This window comes from Pseudomonas sp. 13B_3.2_Bac1 (assembly GCF_025466205.1).
In the GTDB taxonomy this organism is placed as follows: Bacteria; Pseudomonadota; Gammaproteobacteria; order Pseudomonadales; family Pseudomonadaceae; genus Aquipseudomonas; species Aquipseudomonas fluorescens_H.
In genome coordinates this window covers 83,513-102,507 of record NZ_JANLOG010000079.1, presented here as the reverse complement: position 1 = coordinate 102,507, position 18,995 = coordinate 83,513, and the positions used below count along the sequence as shown (strand labels likewise).

General features: G+C 61.9%; 11 protein-coding genes. 4 read left to right on the top strand and 7 right to left on the bottom strand.

Features of this window, described 5'->3' with window-relative positions:
- Positions 1 to 5: 5 nt before the first annotated feature.
- Positions 6 to 1,214 (top strand): Na+/H+ antiporter NhaA, encoded by a 1,209-nt coding sequence (nhaA, locus tag NTD85_RS13290; protein ID WP_262142382.1) that lies wholly within the window; start codon positions 6 to 8, stop codon positions 1,212 to 1,214.
- Between the two features lie 169 nt (positions 1,215 to 1,383).
- Here nhaA and NTD85_RS13285 read toward each other — a convergent pair whose 3' ends face one another.
- The 3 genes from NTD85_RS13285 to NTD85_RS13275 form a co-directional block, all read right to left on the bottom strand.
- Positions 1,384 to 1,764 (bottom strand): hypothetical protein, encoded by a 381-nt coding sequence (locus NTD85_RS13285; RefSeq protein WP_262142367.1) that lies wholly within the window; start codon positions 1,762 to 1,764, stop codon positions 1,384 to 1,386.
- A gap of 339 nt (positions 1,765 to 2,103) precedes the next feature.
- The gene (locus NTD85_RS13280; RefSeq protein ID WP_262142366.1) at positions 2,104 to 6,573 is read right to left on the bottom strand and encodes a hemagglutinin repeat-containing protein; all 4,470 of its coding nucleotides are present in this window, start codon (positions 6,571 to 6,573) and stop codon (positions 2,104 to 2,106) included.
- Between the two features lie 113 nt (positions 6,574 to 6,686).
- Positions 6,687 to 8,414 carry a ShlB/FhaC/HecB family hemolysin secretion/activation protein gene (locus NTD85_RS13275; protein WP_262142365.1) on the bottom strand — a complete coding sequence of 576 codons (1,728 nt, stop codon included), beginning with the start codon at positions 8,412 to 8,414 and terminating at the stop codon, positions 6,687 to 6,689.
- 354 nt (positions 8,415 to 8,768) lie between these two features.
- Between NTD85_RS13275 and NTD85_RS13270 the strand changes: the two genes are divergently transcribed.
- A complete protein-coding gene (locus NTD85_RS13270; protein ID WP_262142364.1) occupies positions 8,769 to 9,890 on the top strand; it encodes an HlyD family secretion protein in 1,122 nt (373 codons plus the stop codon).
- Complete coding sequence (locus NTD85_RS13265; protein WP_262142363.1) at positions 9,887 to 11,479, top strand: DHA2 family efflux MFS transporter permease subunit; 1,593 nt, start codon at positions 9,887 to 9,889, stop codon at positions 11,477 to 11,479. Before NTD85_RS13270 ends, NTD85_RS13265 begins: the two co-directional genes overlap by 4 nt.
- A 138-nt stretch (positions 11,480 to 11,617) precedes the next feature.
- Here the strand turns inward: NTD85_RS13265 and NTD85_RS13260 are convergent, their stop codons facing one another.
- From NTD85_RS13260 to NTD85_RS13250, 3 genes are all read right to left on the bottom strand, one after another.
- A complete protein-coding gene (locus NTD85_RS13260) occupies positions 11,618 to 12,058 on the bottom strand; it encodes a carboxymuconolactone decarboxylase family protein (RefSeq protein WP_003223476.1) in 441 nt (146 codons plus the stop codon).
- Positions 12,059 to 12,155: 97 nt separating this feature from the next.
- A complete protein-coding gene (locus tag NTD85_RS13255) occupies positions 12,156 to 13,598 on the bottom strand; it encodes a mechanosensitive ion channel domain-containing protein (RefSeq protein WP_226501910.1) in 1,443 nt (480 codons plus the stop codon).
- 208 nt (positions 13,599 to 13,806) lie between these two features.
- Positions 13,807 to 14,673: a pirin family protein gene (locus NTD85_RS13250; RefSeq protein ID WP_262142362.1), complete on the bottom strand. Its 867-nt coding sequence runs from the start codon at positions 14,671 to 14,673 to the stop codon at positions 13,807 to 13,809.
- A gap of 289 nt (positions 14,674 to 14,962) precedes the next feature.
- Between NTD85_RS13250 and dkgB the strand changes: the two genes are divergently transcribed.
- On the top strand, positions 14,963 to 15,766 hold the full coding sequence (gene dkgB / locus NTD85_RS13245) for a 2,5-didehydrogluconate reductase DkgB (protein WP_262142361.1): 804 nt from the start codon (positions 14,963 to 14,965) through the stop codon (positions 15,764 to 15,766).
- Positions 15,767 to 15,770: 4 nt separating this feature from the next.
- On the opposite strand, the gene NTD85_RS13240 is transcribed toward dkgB, so the two are convergent.
- On the bottom strand, positions 15,771 to 18,989 hold the full coding sequence (locus NTD85_RS13240) for a transporter substrate-binding domain-containing protein (protein WP_262142360.1): 3,219 nt from the start codon (positions 18,987 to 18,989) through the stop codon (positions 15,771 to 15,773).
- Positions 18,990 to 18,995 lie beyond the last annotated feature (6 nt).

Genomic DNA, 18,995 nt, shown 5'->3' with positions numbered 1-18,995 from the left:
TGCCTATGAGCCACGATCCGTCACGCCTGCATGCTGCCCCTGCCCGCCAGGAGTCGCCTTCTGCGCTGGCCTTTCTCTCCCGATTCTTCGCCGCCGAGTCCGCCGGTGGTCTGATCCTGATGGCCGCGGCCCTCGCCGCACTGTTGGTCGCCAACTCGCCTTGGGCGGCCACGTATTTCTCTACCCTGCATATCAAAGTCGCTGGCTTGTCGATCGAGCACTGGGTGAACGATGGCCTGATGGCGATCTTCTTCATGCTGGTGGGCCTGGAGATCAAGCGCGAAATGCTCGCCGGTCAATTGTCGACTTGGGGTCAGCGTGCGCTGCCGGGTTTCGCCGCTTTGGGCGGGATGCTGGTGCCAGCCTTGATCTACGTCGCAATCAACTGGGGCAATCCGCAGACCCTCAGCGGTTGGGCGATCCCCGCGGCCACCGACATTGCTTTCGCTTTAGGCGTGCTGTCGCTGCTGGGCAAACGGGTGCCCGTGTCGCTGAAAATCTTCCTGTCGGCGCTGGCCATCCTCGATGACCTGGGCGCGGTGGTGATCATTGCGATTTTCTACACCAGCGGCCTGTCGATAAGCATGCTGCTGGCCTCGTTGGCGGTGATTGCACTGCTGGTGATCCTCAACCGCTGCGGTGTCAGAAAGCTTTGGCCATACCTGATCGCCGGCGCCTTCCTGTGGTTCTTCATGCTGCAATCGGGGATCCACGCGACCCTCGCCGGGGTGATTCTGGCCCTGTGCATTCCGCTGGGTAACCCGGAAGACGAGCACAACTCGCCACTGCTGTACCTCGAAGAAAAAATGCACCCGTGGGTGGCCTTCGCCGTGGTGCCGATTTTCGGTTTCGCCAACGCTGGCGTGTCATTGACCGGCATTTCTCCGAGCAACCTGCTTGAGCCGGTGCCGCTGGGCGTGGCGCTCGGGCTGTTGTTCGGCAAGCAGATCGGCATCCTCGGCCTCGGCGCCCTGGCGATTCGCAGTGGTCTGGCGCAGCTGCCGCAAGGCGCGAGCTGGCTGCAGCTGTACGGCGTCGCCCTGCTCTGCGGGATCGGCTTCACCATGAGCCTGTTCATCGGCGCACTGGCGTTCCCGGGCGCAGCGCACCTGGTCGATTCGGTGAAGGTGGGTGTGTTGCTGGGTTCGATTTTGTCCGCGCTGCTGGCGGTGGTCGTGCTGATGAGCGCTGGCAAGGCGAAGGCTTCGAACTAACCCTATGCAGCATGCAGTCTCAGTCAACTCGCGTTGACTGAGACTGAGGCGACTTGGGAGCAGCCGAGCTACGCAATCTGCAACTGTTGCGCCCCTACGATTCTGGATTCCTCAAGACATTGCGCCCGCGAAAGATCCCGCTCGCTGTGCAAATCAGTCTTTATGCACCTCAAACTTCGTCGCAAAACTGCCCATCGAAATTCACTAAAATTACCCGGACCACTGCATTTGTCTCCCCGCCACCATTGATCGTACAGGTAACACGCGCCGATCCATGTTTGATTGGCTTGATATGCGTTAACCACTGACCAATGGTTTCGTCAACACCATTGGAGATGTCAGCCTCAGTGACAAAGTGATTGAGCGAAGTCTCGGTACCGGGAATGGGTTGCTGGCCCGCCGGATCGCTACATCCCTGCCAATCCAGTTTCAATACGGCCCCGATCTGCGTGCCTGGCAACAGCCGCACTTTTACCTTTACACCGTTCATCGGATCCGCACTGCAAAGGATAGTGTTGTTAATTGAGTCTGGAAAAAGGATCACGCTCATTTTTGTAGCTCCTTGAAAGATTTGTTGGATGCCGGGACGAAATCATTCTGGGTTGAAGTACCGGATCCATATCCTGATTTTTCAAGGTCCTCTTCACAACTGTTAGAACTGACAGTTTTTTAAAGCGTCTAGCTATAACGGTTATTAATATCCGCGATATATATATTCGACCTGCGTGTGTGCCTGCGATGGTTCAGCAGTGACTATTGTCGCCGCAATGACCCCAGATCAAGACGAGCGAGCCTACTAGCGATGGCGCTGGTTCAGTCAACAGCTTCGCTGACTGAATTGACGCCTTCGCGAGCAAGCCCGCTCCCACAGTTTTTACAGCGGTGATGCTTAGCCTTTTTCGTCGATCCCGGCCTGCAGAGTCTGGCTGTCCAGATTGCCGCTCAGGGTCACCGGACCGACTTTCAGATTGCCGTTATCGAACGACACCTTGGGTGCGTTCTCCTCGGTTTTCTGCGGCAGGTCCAGTTCGGCTTTTACCCCGTACTCACGACTGACCAGATCGCTGCTACCGACCTTCGAACCGCCCAGATCCACTTTCCCCTCGCTCGCCGATATCCGCGCGCCGGTCAGCTGTGTCGCGCCGCCCACCGCGAGGTTTACGCCTTGGCTGCCACTGATGCCGGAGGCCTGCGCCACGCTGTCCTTGTGCGCGTATTCGCCCTGCGCTTTCAACGTTGGTTTGTAGTCAGTGCCGGCGAGTTTTTCCTTGTCGTCCGGTGGATTTTTCTTCGCGGTCAGGCCCAGATCGACATCGACCTTGGCTTGCGTCTTCGAGTCCTCACGGCTTTCGACGGTCAGGTCACCGGCAATCTTGCCGCTGACATTTTTCGCGTCGATCCGCGCCCCCGAAAGCTGTGCATCACCTGCGCTGTTGAGCACCACGCTGTCAGCCTTGATCTGGCTGTTCTGCTGGGTGGTGCCTTGCAGGTAGTCGACGCCGACCTTGGCCCCGGCGTTGAAGCCGTGATCGCTGCTGGCCTTTTCGTCGGCAGCGGTCGGCGTCTTGCTGCTCAGGTTGCCACCGGCATTCAGCGCGACGTTCCAGTTGTTGCGGCTCTCGGTGGACTGCGCCGACTCCTGAACCAAACCGCCCTTCTGCGCATCGATGCTGACGTTCGGCGCGCTAACTTGCGTGCCTTGCAGGTGCACCGCGTCACCGCTCAAGGCGATTTGGCTCTGGCTGTTGAGCTGGCCACCGGTCAGGGTTTGCGAGTTTTCGTTGATGCGGCCGATGTTGAAGTTGCCGCTCAAATTACCGCCCTGCTCGCGACTTTTCTCGCTGCTGGATTTGCTGCCGCCGCCCTTCAAGCCGCCGCCGATATTGCTGCCAGTCGCGGTGTGGGTATCAATGGCCGCTTGCAGATCGAGTTTGCCGTCAGCGTGCAGCTCAATGCCGCCAGCACTGTCGATCTGCGTGCCTTGCTGAACCTGATTGCCGCCGCTGCTCAGTTGCACCAGGCCGTTGCCGCTGATGCTCGCCACGTGAGCCTGCGTGTCAGTGGTCTGCTTGCCGGTGTGGTCGAGCTGGAAGCCAGCGCCGAGGTCGACGTTGGTGCCGTCGGTGCCCGGCAAGGTGCCGACGGTCAGCGAGCCGTTGCCGCGCAGGCTGGAGTCGCTGCTGCTCTGGCGGTCGTTTGCCTGATTCAGCGCCAGATCGCCGCCGGTCTTGATGTTCACACCGCCCTGCCCGCCGTCGAAACGGCTGCCAGCGAACTGCGCGTCAGCACCGACGTTGATGTTCACGCCTTGATTGCCGGCATAGCCGCCGACCACCGCCGTGCTGCCGTCCTTGCTGGCGTAGCTGTTGCCGCCCGCGCCGCTGGCGGCAACGTTCACGTCTTCGCCGGTCTTGGTGTAGACGCGCACGTCGACCTTGGCGTCCACCGAATTATCGGTGCTGCTGTGAGTGTTGCTCGCGGCATCGGCAACCAGTTTGTCAGCGCTGATGTTGACCTTGCCGTTGCTCGCACTGTACTGGGTGCCCTGGTCGCGCAGGGTGCCGGCGGTTTTCACGTCGACGCTGCCACCGTCGAAACGGCTGACCACAGCGTTGCTGCTCTGCTCGGTCTTGTCGGCGCTGCCGTGACCGATCGCCACGTCGAGGCCGACGTTCGGCTGGCCGAGATTGCTCAGGGCTTCCTTGTCCGGCACTTTGGCATTGAGCACATCCTTGACCGCACCGGCAATCGGGCGGGCGATGTCCTTGTACTCGACGTTGGCGCCGATGTCCGCCGACCAGTTGCTCTGGTTGTGCGTGGTGCTTTCGGTGTTGCTGGCCGCGCGGTTGTCGATCGCGTTGGCCGCGACGTTCAGACCGTTGCCAGCCTTGACCTGCGCACCTTCGGTCAGCAGCTTGTCGGCGTTGATGTTCAGGCTGCCGCTGCTCTGCACGTGGGTGGTTTGCGCGGTGGTTTTGCTGCTGCTGTCTTGCGTGGTGCTGTGGGCAAAATCAACGCCACTGCCGGCGCGATCGAGGCCACCGGTGTAGTAGAAACCACCGCCGGTGCTGGAGGTGTCGGTCGAAGTTTTGTGGCTGTCCTGTTCGGCCAGCAACGACACATTCTTGCCACTCAGCGTGGTATCGCCAGCAGTGGATTTGACTTCACCGCCCTTGATCGTCAGATCGCCGCCGGCCTTCACTTGCACGCTGCCGGCGCTGAGGCTCGAGCCTTGCTGGTTGACGTCGTTGCGGGTGACGGTCTGCTGCTTGTCTTCGTAGTGCACTCCGGCGCGGTATTGCTCCGGCGTTTGCTCTTTGGCGTAGGCATCGAAGCCTCGGGTCTCGGTGGTCGAACTGCTGTCGTGGGTGTTCTGCGTGGAATGCACGTTCACATCCCCCGCAGCGTCCGCCGTCAGCGCGCCGCCGGCCTTGACCGTGGAACCGGCGACTTCGATGTCCTTGGCGCTCTTGAGCTTGAGGTTGCTGTCGGAGACCAGCTCGCTGCGCACCGTGGTGCTGTCCTTGGCATTCTGCCGCGACTCGTCCTTGGTGATCCCGAAGAACTTGCTGTCCTTGTCGTGGTTGTTGCTGTGCGAGGTGTCCTGCACGCCGTCGATCACCAGCGAACCCTGATCGCTGATCACGCTGGCCTCGGTGCCGCCACGGACCTGGCTGCCGCTGATGCGTACATCGTCGGCCTTGACGATCAGTTTACCGGCGGCGTTGATTTTGCTGCCCTGATGCCGGGTCTGGCCCTTGTCGGCGTCACCGGTCTTGCCGAAGAAACCACCGCCGACCAGGTCGCCAGAATAACTGTTGTTATTGCTGCGGTTGGTGCGGGTGGCCGTGGTGACCTCCACCTGTTTGCCCGCCAGTTTCACATCACCGGCGCTGTTCAATTCAGCGCCTTCGGAACGCAACAACGCGGCGGTTTGCAGAGCGATATTGCCGCCCTTCAACTGGCTGCTGATGCTGCGCTGTTCTTCGCTGCTGTTGTTCCAGTCGGCCTTCCACAGATGCTTGCGATGGTTGCCCTGATCGGTCTGGGTGTGGCTTTCGGTGGCCGCGGTCAGGCGCAGATCGCCGCCGCTTTGCACATCGAGATTTTTCGCCGCTTCAACCTTCGCGGCTTTGAGTTCGGTGTCTTTGCCGGAGGTCAGCCTGGCGTCGCGGCTGGCGACGATCTGACTGCCGTGCTGGCGAGTTTCACTGTCGGTCTGGGTCCGGTCGTAGGTTTCCCAAGTGATGCCGATGGTGCTGTTGCTCCAGTTTTCGCGCTTCTCCTGGAGCTTGCGGCTTTCAACGGTGCTCAGGGTCAGGTTGCGCTTGGCATTGACGCTGACGTCGCGACCACTGACATCGGTGGCGGCCAGCGTCAGGTCGTTGCCGCTGTGCAGGCCGACATCACCCTGACTGCTGCGAATGCCGGCACGGGTCACTTCGAGGCTGTTGGGGATGGCTTCACCGCTGACGCTGAGGTCGCCGGCGGAACGGATCTGCACGCCGTCACGCCCGGCCACTTGCACCGCCCCCACACGCACGCCCGCGCCTTCGGCGGTGCTGACGATGTTGATGCGCCCGGCCTGCATAGCGCCGAACAGGCTGGCGTCGATGCGTTGATCCTGGGTGTTGCCCGCCGGGTCCACGGCTTTGACCTGACCGCTGGCGTAATCCACCTGATTGCGTCCGACCGTGAGGTTCAGCTGATCGCGGGCGTCGATGCGGCCCTGGCTGTCGATACGCGGGGCGATCAGGTTGACCGATCCCTCGGCGTTACGCAGGCCGCCGCTCTCGATCTGCAACTGACCGTTGGCGTCGCGGGTGCTCAGGGCTTGCAGTTTGCCGTCGTTCAATTCCGGACGCCCGACCAGCAGACTGGCGTTCGGCGTGTTGATGAAGCTGCCGCCATTCACCGAAATGCCGTTGGGGTTGGCCAGCACATAATCGGCCGCACGGCCGAAGATTTCCTGGGCGCCGTTGATGGCCGAAGGGTTGCGGCTGATCACCTCGTTGAGGATCACGCTCGCCGCCTGGCCCTGCAGTTGCGGGTTGGCTGCCAGTTGCCCGGCGAGCTGCGATTGCCCGGCCTGCAAGGCGTTATTCAGCACCAGGCCCTGACGGTCGACGTTGTAGTCGAGGAACTGGTTGTGCGACAGGCCCGAGCCGTTGGGCGCGACGATATTGACGATGGGCACGCCGCCCTGGGTCTGCAATTGCGCGGTGCCGCCGGGGCCGGGAGCGACCACCACACCGCCGGCGATGGCGCTGGGCAGGTGCACGGCGAAGAACAGGCTGGCGATCGCCCAGCGCAATTTGCCCCGAGGAGAAAGATGGAATGCAAAGGTGTGTGCTGGCATAAAAACGTCTCCATGTAAGTACGGCATCACGGCGCGCGATTTGGTCTTGGCCGTGGCTGTCGCGCTCAGATCCGACGGCTGTTTGTTCACTGCTTGATGAGTCTCGGTAGTGCTCATATCTGCAACCCCACGCGCATCAGCCAGGTCTCCGGCTCGTGCTGCAAACCGTTGGGGGTGTTGAGGGCGCGTTGGTAATCGACGTCCACTTGCAGATTCTTCCAGCCCAGATTCAGCCCGACGCTGGCACCGCTCAGGCGTTGGCCCTGGGCGCCGTGGTCAGTCTTGAGCCAGCCGTTGTCCAGGCCCACGCGCGGGGTGATCTGCACCGGCCAATCACTGCGCAGCGGCAGACGCAGAGTGTTGCGCCAGATCGCGCCGCTGGCACCGGAAGCGCTGCTGACCCGATAGCCGCGCACCGCCGAATCATCGGTGCCGAGCAACTGTTCGATGGCCGGTAAGGGGTCGGGGCTGTATTGCAGATTGAGCTGGCTTTGCCACTGCCACACTTGCGCGCCGAACTGGCCGTTGCGCCATTGACTGAGGCCGGCGCGGTACTTGCGAAACTGCGCTTTGGGCAGGTTGTTGACCGCATGATTGGCGTCGTCATCGGCGCCCAGCCAGCGCAAGCCTTGCGAATAAGTGAAATCGAGGTTCCACACCGCACGGTCGAGCCAGAACAGGTTGAGTCCGGCTTCGGCCACGGTCAGGGTCGGGCTTTGAATGCCCAGGCGGACATTTTCCAGATAGCTGTCGACGTCCTTGTGCGCCAACTGCAGATTGGCGCTGAGCTGGCGGCTCTGGTCGCGCCATAACACGCGGTCGGCGCGCAGGCTCAGTTGATCGGTGATGCCGGTGCTGTACAAGGTCGCGCTGGGCAGTTTGAACGGCGCGCGGTATTCGGCGTGGCTGGCGAACGCGCTGTAGGTCCAGTAGCCGTAGGGAATCGCGTAATACAGGCTGGCGTTGCGACTGTAGCGGTCGCCCTGATTCAACGTGTCGCTGGCGCTGAGACTCAACAGATCGTTGAGTTGCAACGGGCTGTCGAAGCTCAGGCTGACGGTATCGCGGTCACGCCCGGTGCTGGCGCTGCCAAGGTTGTCCATGCCCAGGCCCAACGCCCAGCGCGACTGCCCGGAGGTGCGCGAGCGCAGGATGATGCGCGAGGCACCCGGTTGGCTACCGGGGGCGATGTCGGCGGTCAGGTCGATCGAACGCAAGCGGTTCAGTTGATCCAGGCCCTGCTCCAGATCGCGCAGGTTCAGCGGCTGGCCGAGCATATGCGGGAACGCGCCGCCCAGTGAAACGGGCAGGCTCTGATCGGCCAGTTCGATGGACTCGATGTAGCCCTCGTCGATCATGATGTCCAGCGACTGCCCCGCCGCCGGCGCACTCAGCAAGTACGGGCGGCTGGCGATGTAGCCCTGCTCGACGTAGGCGGCGGTGATGGTCGCCAGCAGATGGTTGATCTGGCCGACGCCCATGCACGGCGCCAGCAGCGGCTCGATCCGCGCGTTGAGTTTGTCGCTGTCGATCAGCGTAACGCCGCCAATGCGCGTACCGCTCAGCGGCCAGCAGCGCTCATCGGGGGTGACAGTTTGCGGGATGGCCGGCGTGGCCGGTGCCGGACCGAACGCACCGCGCTCCAGTTGGCGCTTGCGTTGTTCCATCTGCAGTTGTTGCAGATCGCGCTGTTGCTGTTGCTGCTGGCGCAGCACTTCCTGGCCCGGCGCAACAGGGTCAGCCGCTTGAATCGAGGAAGCACACACACTCAACACAAAAGCCGACAACAGCGGGCAAAGCGAGGAACGACGACGGAAAACAGCGCAAAGCGAATACGGCACGCAACATCCTTGCAATCATAAAATGGCGTAATGCCACCCCATCAATGCGAGTGATAGTCAGAGCCTTCCTACACAAATGCAAGACGCTTCCTACAGTGCTTACATTTCTTAAACAATTGATTTTGCTGCGCTCACCGCCAGCAAAGGCGCAAGGCATAAGGGTTTCCCCGAGGGCGGATATCGAGTTCTCCAGCGCTCGACCCACTTCCCCGTCGGAACTGTTTAGCGGAACCGCTCCAAAACCTGAGTCGCAAACAGGCAACTGACGACCGGCACAAAAACTCAATTGCCACAAAATATTACTTGCGTCATATTACGACCGTAATAACGATCATCTTCCACAGGTATTACGTCATGACCAGCATGCCCACCCTTGAGCCCGAGCTGTCTGTTCCGGTCCCCCCTGCCAGGCCGCCACTGCGCAAACGTCTGCTGCTGACCGGTGCCGGGCTGATCGCGCTGGTGGTGGTCGGGGTGTACGCCGCTCACTGGTGGGGCACCGGGCGCTTTCTGGAGGAGACCGACGACGCCTACATCGGTGGCGACGTCACGGTGATCGGGCCGAAGGTCGCCGGGTACATCGAAGAGGTGCTGGTCAGTGACAACCAGCCAGTGAAGGCCGGTGACGTGCTGATCCGCCTCGACGCACGTGACTATCGCGCCAACCTCGCCAAAGCCGAGGGCGCCGTTGCCGCCGAGGAGGCGCTGCTGGCCAACCTCGACGCTACCGAACAATTGCAGCAAGCGGTGATCGGCCAGGCCCGCGCCGGCATCGATGCCGCCGGTGCCGAAACCGCCCGCTCGCGGGATGACAATGCGCGCTACAAACGCCTGGTCAGCACCAATGCCGTGTCGGTGGAAAGCGCCCAACGCGCCGACGCCACCTTCAAGACCGCCCAGGCCCTGAGTGCCCGCGCCCAGGCCGAACTGCTCGCCGCACAGCGCCAACTGGCAGTGATCGACACCCAGAAACAACAGGCCCGTGCCGCCCTGCAACAAGCCCGGGCCGAGCGTGATCTGGCACAACTGAACCTCGGCTACACCGAGCTGCGCGCACCGGTCGACGGCGTGATCGGCAACCGTCGCGCGAGGGTCGGCGCATACGCCCAGGCCGGTTCGCAACAGTTGTCGGTAGTGCCGGCCAGCGGTCTGTGGGTCGATGCCAATTTCAAGGAGGACCAGTTGGCGCGGATGAAACCCGGGCAACGGGTGAGCATCCGCGCCGACGTGCTCTCTGGCCAGGAATTCCATGGCCGCCTCGACAGCCTCGCTCCCGCCACCGGCTCGCAATTCAGCGTGCTGCCGCCGGAGAACGCCACCGGCAACTTCACCAAAATCGTCCAGCGGGTGCCGGTGCGGATCCTCCTCGATCCGGCCGACGGTGTGCTCGGTCATCTGCGGCCGGGGCTGTCGGTGACCGCTGAAGTCGACACCCGTGCGCAAGCCGAAACCAGCGCGGTGGCCGTCGCGCCATGAGTACCGCCCTCACCGCCCCGGCGCAACCGTTCAACGCCGCCGACATGGCCACCGCGACCAAAGTGTTCGCCTTCGCCACGATGTGCATCGGCATGTTCATTGCGCTGCTGGACATCCAGATTGTCTCGGCGTCGCTGCGTGATATCGGCGGCGGACTCTCGGCCGGCACCGACGAAACCGCGTGGGTGCAGACCAGTTACCTGATCGCCGAAATCATCGTGATTCCACTGTCGGGCTGGCTGTCGCGGGTGTTCTCCACGCGCTGGCTGTTTTGCGCCTCAGCGGTCGGCTTCACCCTGGCCAGCCTGCTCTGCGGCGTGGCCTGGAACATCCAGAGCATGATCGCCTTTCGTGCGCTGCAAGGCTTTCTCGGCGGCTCGATGATTCCGCTGGTGTTCACCACCGCGTTCTTTTTCTTCACCGGCAAACAACGGGTGATCGCCGCCGCAACCATCGGTGCGGTGGCTTCGCTGGCGCCGACCTTGGGGCCGGTGATCGGCGGCTGGATCACCGACATTTCCTCGTGGCACTGGCTGTTCTATATCAACCTGGTGCCGGGAATTTTCGTCGCCGTGGCCGTGCCGATGCTGGTGAAGATCGACCAGCCGGAACTGTCGCTGCTCAAGGGCGCGGACTACCTGAGCATGGTGTTTCTCGCACTGTTTCTCGGCTGCCTGGAATACACCCTCGAAGAAGGCCCGCGCTGGAACTGGTTCAGTGACAGCACCATCCTGACCACCGCATGGATCAGCGGTCTGGCGGGTCTGGCCTTTATCGGGCGCACCTTGCACGTGGCCAATCCGATCGTCGATCTGCGTGCACTCAAGGATCGCAATTTTGCCCTGGGCTGCTTCTTTTCCTTTGTCACCGGGATCGGCCTGTTCGCGACGATTTACCTGACCCCGCTGTTTCTCGGACGGGTACGCGGCTACAGCGCGCTGGACATTGGTCTGGCGGTTTTTTCCACCGGGGTGTTCCAGATCATGGCGATTCCGCTGTACGCCTTTCTCGCCAATCGCATGGATTTGCGCTGGATCATGATGATCGGGCTGGGGCTGTTTGCATTGTCGATGTGGGAATTCAGTCCGATCACCCACGACTGGGGCGCGGGCCAGTTGATGCTGCCGCAAGCGTTGCGCGGGATCGCCCAGCAACTGGCAGTACCGCCGGCGGTGACGCTGACTTTGGGAGGGTTGGCACCGGCACGCTTGAAGCACGCTTCGGGGCTGTTCAACCTGATGCGTAACCTCGGCGGTGCCATTGGCATTGCCGCGTGCGCGACCATTCTCAATGATCGCACCAACCTGCACTTCACCCGCTTGGCCGAGCATTTGAACAGCAGCAACGAGGCGATGAATCAGTGGTTGTCGCAGGTCGGTGGCAACCTGGCGACGCTGGGTCAGAGCGGTGATGTCGGGATCACCGCCGCCCTGCATCAGCTGTGGCTGCTGACCTACCGCGAGGCGCAGACCCAGACCTACGGCGATACCTTTTTGATGATCATGCTGTGCTTCATCGTCGCCACGGCGATGGTGCCCTTGATGCGCAAGGTGCAACCACCGGCCGCGCCGAGTGCGGATGCGCATTGATCACGGTTTCCGAAACGCCCCTCCCCCTGTAGGAGCTGCCGCAGGCTGCGATCTTTTGACTTTGATTTTTTAAAAACCAGATCAAAAGATCGCAGCCTCGTTTCACTCGACAGCTCCTACAGGGGCATGTGTTGCGGCTTAGAGCTGCGGGGTTTTGCGGAAGCCCACGGCCAGACGGTTCCAACTGTTGATGGTGCTGATCGCCACGCTCAGGTCGACCATTTCCTTGGGTGTGAAATGCGCCGCGACGATGTCGTAGTCTTCGTCCGGGGCGTGGGTCAGGCTCAGTTGGGTCAGCGATTCGGTCCACAGCAGCGCCGCACGTTCGCGGTCGGTGAAGAATGGCGCTTCACGCCATGCGGTCACAGCGAACAGACGGCGCGGAGTCTCGCCGCCCTTGATCGCGTCGGCGGTGTGCATGTCGATGCAGAACGCACAGCCGTTGATCTGCGAAGCACGCAGTTTGACCAGTTCGACCAGAGTCTTTTCCAGCGGCAGTTTCGAGACGGCGGTTTCCAGCGCGATCATCGCTTTCAGGGCGTCTGGGGAGGCGGTGTAGAAATCGGTACGAGCTTTCATGATGGAGTTTCCGGGGCCAGTGAATGTGTGACTAAGGTAGTCCCGCCACTGCCCCGGACAAATAGCCAATCTCCCGGAAGACGAGTAGACCACCGCGTCACACGCGATTGCGCAACCAGTGCAGGAACCCGGTTTTCGCCACCACGGTCGGCACGTCCTGGGTCAGGGTCTGGGCCTTGTGCAGGCGATAATCGAGCAAGGCTTTCATCGCCTCGTTGATGTCATGGCGCGCATCCAGGCACGGCTTCAGGTAGGTCTTCTCGATGCGGTACAGCGCGCAAAAGGTTTTCGCCGCGAAGGTCGCCGGCACCGAGGAATCGGAAAGGATGCCGGCCTCGCCGATCACCTCCCCCGGCCCCATGCGCCCGGATTCGAACGGCGTGCCATGGCGGGTCAAGGTCACGCTGACCACGCCGGATTCGATGATGAACAAATGATCGCTGACCTCCCCGGCATCGAGAATCGTCTCCCCGGCGCGGAAGGTCTGCAGGGTCATGTTCTGGCTGAAGGTGTCTTTTTCTTCCTGACGCAGCGTGGAGAAAATCGGCGAACTGTCGAGCAACGCCCGTGGCCGCGAGAGGTTGCCGGTGACAATCGGTTCGACGCTCGACAACAGATTGATCCCGGACGCCTGCAAGTGTCGGTAAGCCAGATCGAACAGCTGATTGCGCACCGAGCGCTTCTGATCCATCGACGAGACGAAACCGCTGATCTCATATTCCGCACCGGCGCTGCTGGAGCTTTTCAACGCGACGCTCGGCGAAGGATTGTCCAGCAGCGGACGGCAGCCCTGCATCGCCCGTTCCAGCGCGTCGATCACCGTGTTGGGGCGAGCGTGCGGGCTGACCTGGACGCTGACGGCCACCCCGAACATGTTGCTCGGTCGGCTGAAGTTGATGATCTTGGCCTTGGCCGCCAGCGAGTTGGGAATCACTGCCATGCTGCCCTGACTGGTTTGCAGACGCGTGGCGCGCCAGTCGATATCGACAACCCGGCCTTCGGTGCCATCGATGGAGATCCAGTCATCGATCTGATAGGGCTTGGTGGTGTTGAGCACGATCCCGGAGAACACGTCGCTCAAGGTGCTCTGCAACGCCAGACCGACAATGATCGCCAAGGCCCCGGACGTCGCCAGCACGCCTTTGACCGGCAAATCCAGCACATAGGCCAGCGCGGCAATAATGGCGATCAGGAAAATCACCGCGCCGAGCAGATCCTGCAACAGTCGCCCGGTGTGGCCGACCCGCTGCATCATCACCGCGCCGATCAGCACGGTCAGGGTGCGCGCGCCGAACAGCCACCAACCGATCTGCAATCCGGTCGCTGCCAGATGCAGCGGCACGTTGTCGGCCCACGGCGCCGGCTCCATCGGATTCAGGCCCTCGTTGAACAACAGCACGCTGAACAGGCTGAAAATCAGCACTCGCACCAGCAGCTTCCACTCGCTGCCACGGGAACTGATCAGGCGCCACAGCCCGAGATCGAGGAGGATCAGGATCAACGCGCAGAACAACGGATGTTCGCTCAAAAAAGACAACATCAAACCACTCCGACAGGGGCCAATCGCGAGAAGATCGCACAGATTGGGCAAGTGTAGGAGCAATTGATTTCAGTGGATGAACGCCCGCGTAAAAACACCCAAAAACCAATGTGGGAGCGGGCTTGCTCGCGAAGGCGGTGGATCAGTCAGACTCGCATCGACTGACACTCCGCTTTCGCGAGCAAGCCCGCTCCCACAGGGGGGGTAGTTACCCGTGCATTCGGCCGAATTGCCCGGACTGGAAGTCGGCGAATGCCTGATGAATTTCCTGCTCGGTGTTCATCACGAACGGGCCATGGCCGACAATCGGTTCGTCGATCGGCTCGCCGCTGAGCAGCAACACCACCGCGTCTTCACTGGCCTCAAGGGTCAACTGACGACCGTCGCGCTCGAACAGCACCAACTGCCCGACACCCGCCGTTTGCGCACCGTTGATCGTCACCGAACCTTTCAACAGCACCAGCGCGGTGTTGCGCCCTTCGTGCAGATCCAGTGTCAGCAACTTGCCGGCGTTCAGCCGCAGGTCCCAGACGTCGATCGGCGTGAAGGTCTGCGACGGGCCTTTCTGCCCCTCGAACTCACCGGCGATCAACCGCAGGCTGCCGGCGCCGTCCTTCAGCGCGATATTCGGAATGTCGCGATCAAGAATGGTCTGGTAGCCGGGCGCGGCCATTTTGTCCTTGGCCGGCAGGTTGACCCAGAGTTGTACCATTTCCAGTTTGCCGCCGGTTCTGGCGAAATCATCCGAGTGAAACTCTTCGTGCAGGATCCCGGACGCCGCCGTCATCCACTGCACATCGCCGGGGCCGATGGTGCCGCCGCTGCCGGTCGAGTCGCGGTGCTGCACTTCGCCATCGTAGACGATGGTCACCGTTTCAAAACCACGGTGCGGGTGCTGGCCGACGCCACGGCGCTCGGTGGTCGGAGTGAATTCGGCCGGGCCGGCGTGATCGAGCAGCAGGAACGGGCTGATGTGTTTGCCCAGGTTGTCATAGGAAAACAGGGTGCGAACCGGGAAGCCATCGCCGACCCAATGGCTGCGAGGGCTGGTGTAGATACCGATGATGTTTTTCATGGTTGCCTCCAAAAGGTGGGTGACGCAATGGATTGAGCTTAAATCCATGACGGCTGGAGGACTAGCCGGCAAAAACCGGCTTTAGTGTTCCATATTTAGAACAGTCCCACCTTTGAATCTCGTCCCTTCTGGGAGAGGGCTTGCTCGCGAAGGGGCCAGTCCAGACAACACAACTATTGGAAAAGATTCATGACTTCTGCTCAACAGTGCTTTGCCCCACCAGCGGTTTTTCTCAAGGACGCAGACGCGGATACTCCTGCCCATTCCCACTGCAACCCTGGAGTCATCAATGTCTGTTCCCGCTTTTGGTCTGGGTACGTTTCGCCTGCAAGGTCAGGTGGTCATCGATTCGGTGCGCACCGGCCTTGAACTTGGCTACCGTGCCATCGACACCGCGCAGATCTACGAGAACGAAGCCGAGGTCGGCCAGGCCATCGCCACCAGCGGCATTGCTCGCGAAGAGCTGTTCATCACCAGCAAGATCTGGATCGCCAACTTCGCCAAGGACCGTCTGATCGACAGCCTCAAGGAGAGCCTGCAGAAGTTGCAGACCGACTACCTCGACCTGACACTGATCCACTGGCCGTCGCCGGAAGATCAGGTGCCGGTCGCCGAATTCATGGGCGCGCTGCTCGAAGCCAAGCGTCTGGGCCTGACCCGGCAGATCGGGGTGTCCAACTTCACCATCGACTTGATGCAACAAGCCATCGCAGCGGTCGGCGCGGAAAACATCGCCACCAACCAGATCGAGCTGCACCCGTACCTGCAAAATCGCAAAGTGGTCGAGTTCGCCCGCAGCCAAGGCATCCAGATCACCTCCTACATGACCCTCGCCTATGGCGAAGTGCTGAAGGATCCGGTGATCCAGCAGATTGCTGAACGCCTGCAAGCGACCCCGGCGCAAGTCACGCTGGCCTGGGCGATGCAGTCGGGTTACGCGGTGATTCCATCGTCGACCAAGCGCGCCAACCTGCAAAGCAACCTCGGCGCCACTGCGCTGACATTGAGCGAAGCAGACATGGCGCTGATCGCCGGTCTGGAGCGCGGCCATCGCCTGACCAGCCCGAAAGGCATTGCCCCGCAGTGGAATTGAGCGCTCAGCCCTGAAGATGCTGCGCAAGGCCGAGCATGGCCGTGCGCAGCGCATCCGCCGAGCGGTGGACAGCCAGTGTTTCGGCGTCTCGACACGCCTGTTCGAGATCCGAGCATGCCGCCGCCACCCGCGCGGCACCGACCATTTGCGCACCGCCCTTGATGTGATGCGCCAGCGTCCGCAACCCGTCCAGATCCTGGGGCTGGCGCGCCGCATCCAGCCGTTGCAGATCGTCCTGCAGACTGCGCAATACTTGTTCGCGCAGGCGTTGCATCACCGAGTGATCGTCTCCAGCCATCTGCTCCAGCGCGCTCAGGTCGATCTCGGTCAACGTCAGAGCCGGGGTCGGCAAGTGATCGCTTTCGCCGTGACTGGCCGCCTTCAACGCCTGCTGCAGATCGTGCAAGCGAATCGGCTTGAACAGACAATCGTCCATGCCGGCCTCAAGGCAACGAACCCTCTCCTCGACTTGCGCGTTGGCGGTAAAACCGAGGATCAGGCAACGCGCCCGGCCGCTCGCTGCTTCTTCGTCACGGATCGTCCGGGCGAGTTCGTAACCGTTGCGCTGCGGCATGTTGCAGTCGGTGATCAGCACATCGAATGCTTGTGCTCGCCAGCGTTGCAGCCCCTGTTCACCGTCTTCGATGTCGACCGTACGGTGGCCGAGTTCGCTCAGTTGCCAGCACAACAGCAAGCGGTTGACCGGATGATCGTCCACCACCAGAACACTCAATGAACGCGCCGGCGTGTCCGCCACTTCAGGGCTTGCCGCTTCGGGGGCGAGCGCGGCCAACAACGGCAACTGCAGATTGATGTCGACCCGCGTTCCAAGCCCCGGCTCGCTGTCGAGGTGCAGCGTTCCGCCCATCATTTCGCAGAGGTTGCGGCTGATCACCAGTCCCAGCCCCGAGCCGCTGCGCGCCGACTGACCATGGTTGCCGGCCTGGACAAACGGGCTGAACAGGCGTTGCCGGTCATCGGCGCTGATGCCGATGCCACTGTCTTCAATCACGACTTTCACGGCCAATTGATCGGGAGCGGTCCTGGTCACCACCAGTTGCACGCTCACCTGGCCGTGCTCGGTGAATTTGATCGCGTTGCTCAACAGGTTCGACAGCACTTGCTTGAAGCGTGTCGGGTCGACCATGACGTCAACGCCACTCTGTGCATCCAGTTCGACATGCCACAACAGGCGCTTCTGCCGCGCCAGTGCCTCGAACACCCGGCACACCGAGATCACCAGCTCGCGCAGATTGGCCCGTTCCGGTGCGAGGGACAGATGCCCGGACTCGATGCGTGCGATGTCGAGAATGTCGCCGATCAGCGCGAGCAGTTGCTGGCCAGCGCCGGATGCGACTTCGATCGCCAGCTTGTCGGTGACACCCTCCTCGGCCCGCTTCAGGGCCAGTTCAAGCATGCCGATCAAGGCATTCATCGGGGTGCGGATTTCATGGCTCATGGTCGCCAGAAACGTGGTCTTGGCCCGGTTGGCGTCGTCGGCGGCCTCCTTGGCCTGCTGCAACTGCCGCAGCCATTGCTGACGCTGGCGCAACTGCCAGCGCTGCAAACCGATCCAGGCCAAGGCCAACAACAGCAGGCTCGCGGCACCGGCAAAAGCCAGGAGAATCTCCCGGCGATAGCGCTGCCAATAGCTCTCCTCGACCAACACATCATGGCTCCAGCGCTCGACCAGCTCGTCCATCTGTTGCGGCGCGATGCTCAGCAGCGCCTTGTTCAGAATCGTGTGCAGCGCCGTATCCTGCGGTGCGGTGGCCAGGGCGATGCGCGCCGGTTGATCGCCGATGGTATTGGTGATGCGCAGGCGCTCACGGTAATGGCGGGCTATCAGAAAACGCGCGACCAGCAACGAGCTGACGGTCGCGTCGGCCTGCCCCTTGGCGATCAGCTCCATGCCCTCGGCCGGGCTGCTGACCTCCACCAGACGTACGCCCGGCACGCGCTGCAGGATGTAACCGCGTAACGGATGACCGCGATAAATCGCCAGACGCTTGCCCGGCAGATCGGCGAGGTTGCGCGGACTGCCCGCCGTTATCGCACTGACCAGTACAAACGGATTGTTCAGGTACGCACGGGTGAATTGCAGCTCGGCTTCCCGTTCGCTGCTCGGGGTCACCACCGGCAGCACATCGAGTTCACCGGCCTTGAGCTGTTCGATCTGGCGATCCAGCGAACGCCCCCGGATCACCTCGAAATGCAGCCCGGTGCGCTGACTGATCAGGGTAAGCAATTGCGCTGACAGACCGTTGAATCGCCCGCTGGCATCAAAAAAAGTCAGCGGTGCGAAATCCTCGATCACACCGACCCGCACCAGCGGATGTTGCTCCAGCCACTCCTGCTCGCCGGCACTGAGGCGCACCCGCGACTGCGCGGCCATTTGCGCACGCCCCGCGCTCCAGCGCTGCTCGATAAGCTGACGACGCTCCAGGGGAATCACCGCCAGCGCCTTGTCGATGATGCGTTTGAGGCGAACTTCGCTGCGCAGCATGGCGAAACCGAAGGGGCTGGCATCCAGGCCCGACGGACCGGCCAGTTGCAAGTCATTACGGTAGTTGGTGTTGATCAGGTAATTGGCGCTGATCAGATCGCCGAGATAGCCGTCATCGACACCGAATGCCACCGCACCCAACGCATCCATCGCCGAGGGGTAACGCTGCAAGTCCGCCCCGGGATAGAACGCCTGCACGCTGGCCAGCGGCAGATAGTCCTCGACCATGGCGATGCGTCGGCCCGCCAGATCCGCCGGCAGAGTTTCGTCAAGCCGGGTCACCAGCATCGGCTGATCTTCGGCGTAGGGGCGCGACAGCATGAAATCCGGGTCGGCCAGCTCGAAATTGTTCGAGGTCCCCAGCAGGTCCAGTTCACCGCGCTTGAGTGCGGCCATCACCTCGTCGCGATGGGCGAAGCGTCGAACGTCGATCCGCACATTGAGCAGTTGCGCCAGAAGCTCGGCGTAATCGGCGGTGAGGCCTTCCAGCTCCTGCCGATTGCGGGTGATTTCGAACGGTGGGTAATCGGCTCCGGAAATGCCCATGCGCAACACCGGGTGCTGGCGCAGCCATTGGCGGTCCTGCTCGTCGAGCGGGACCTGAATATTTTCCAGTGCTGCCTGGCTCAACAATTCCAGGGGTTGTGGCGCCTCGCTGGCGCAGCAGGTGGCCGTGATACTCAACCACAGAACCCACCACCCGCGTTGCCGACTCACTTTGCC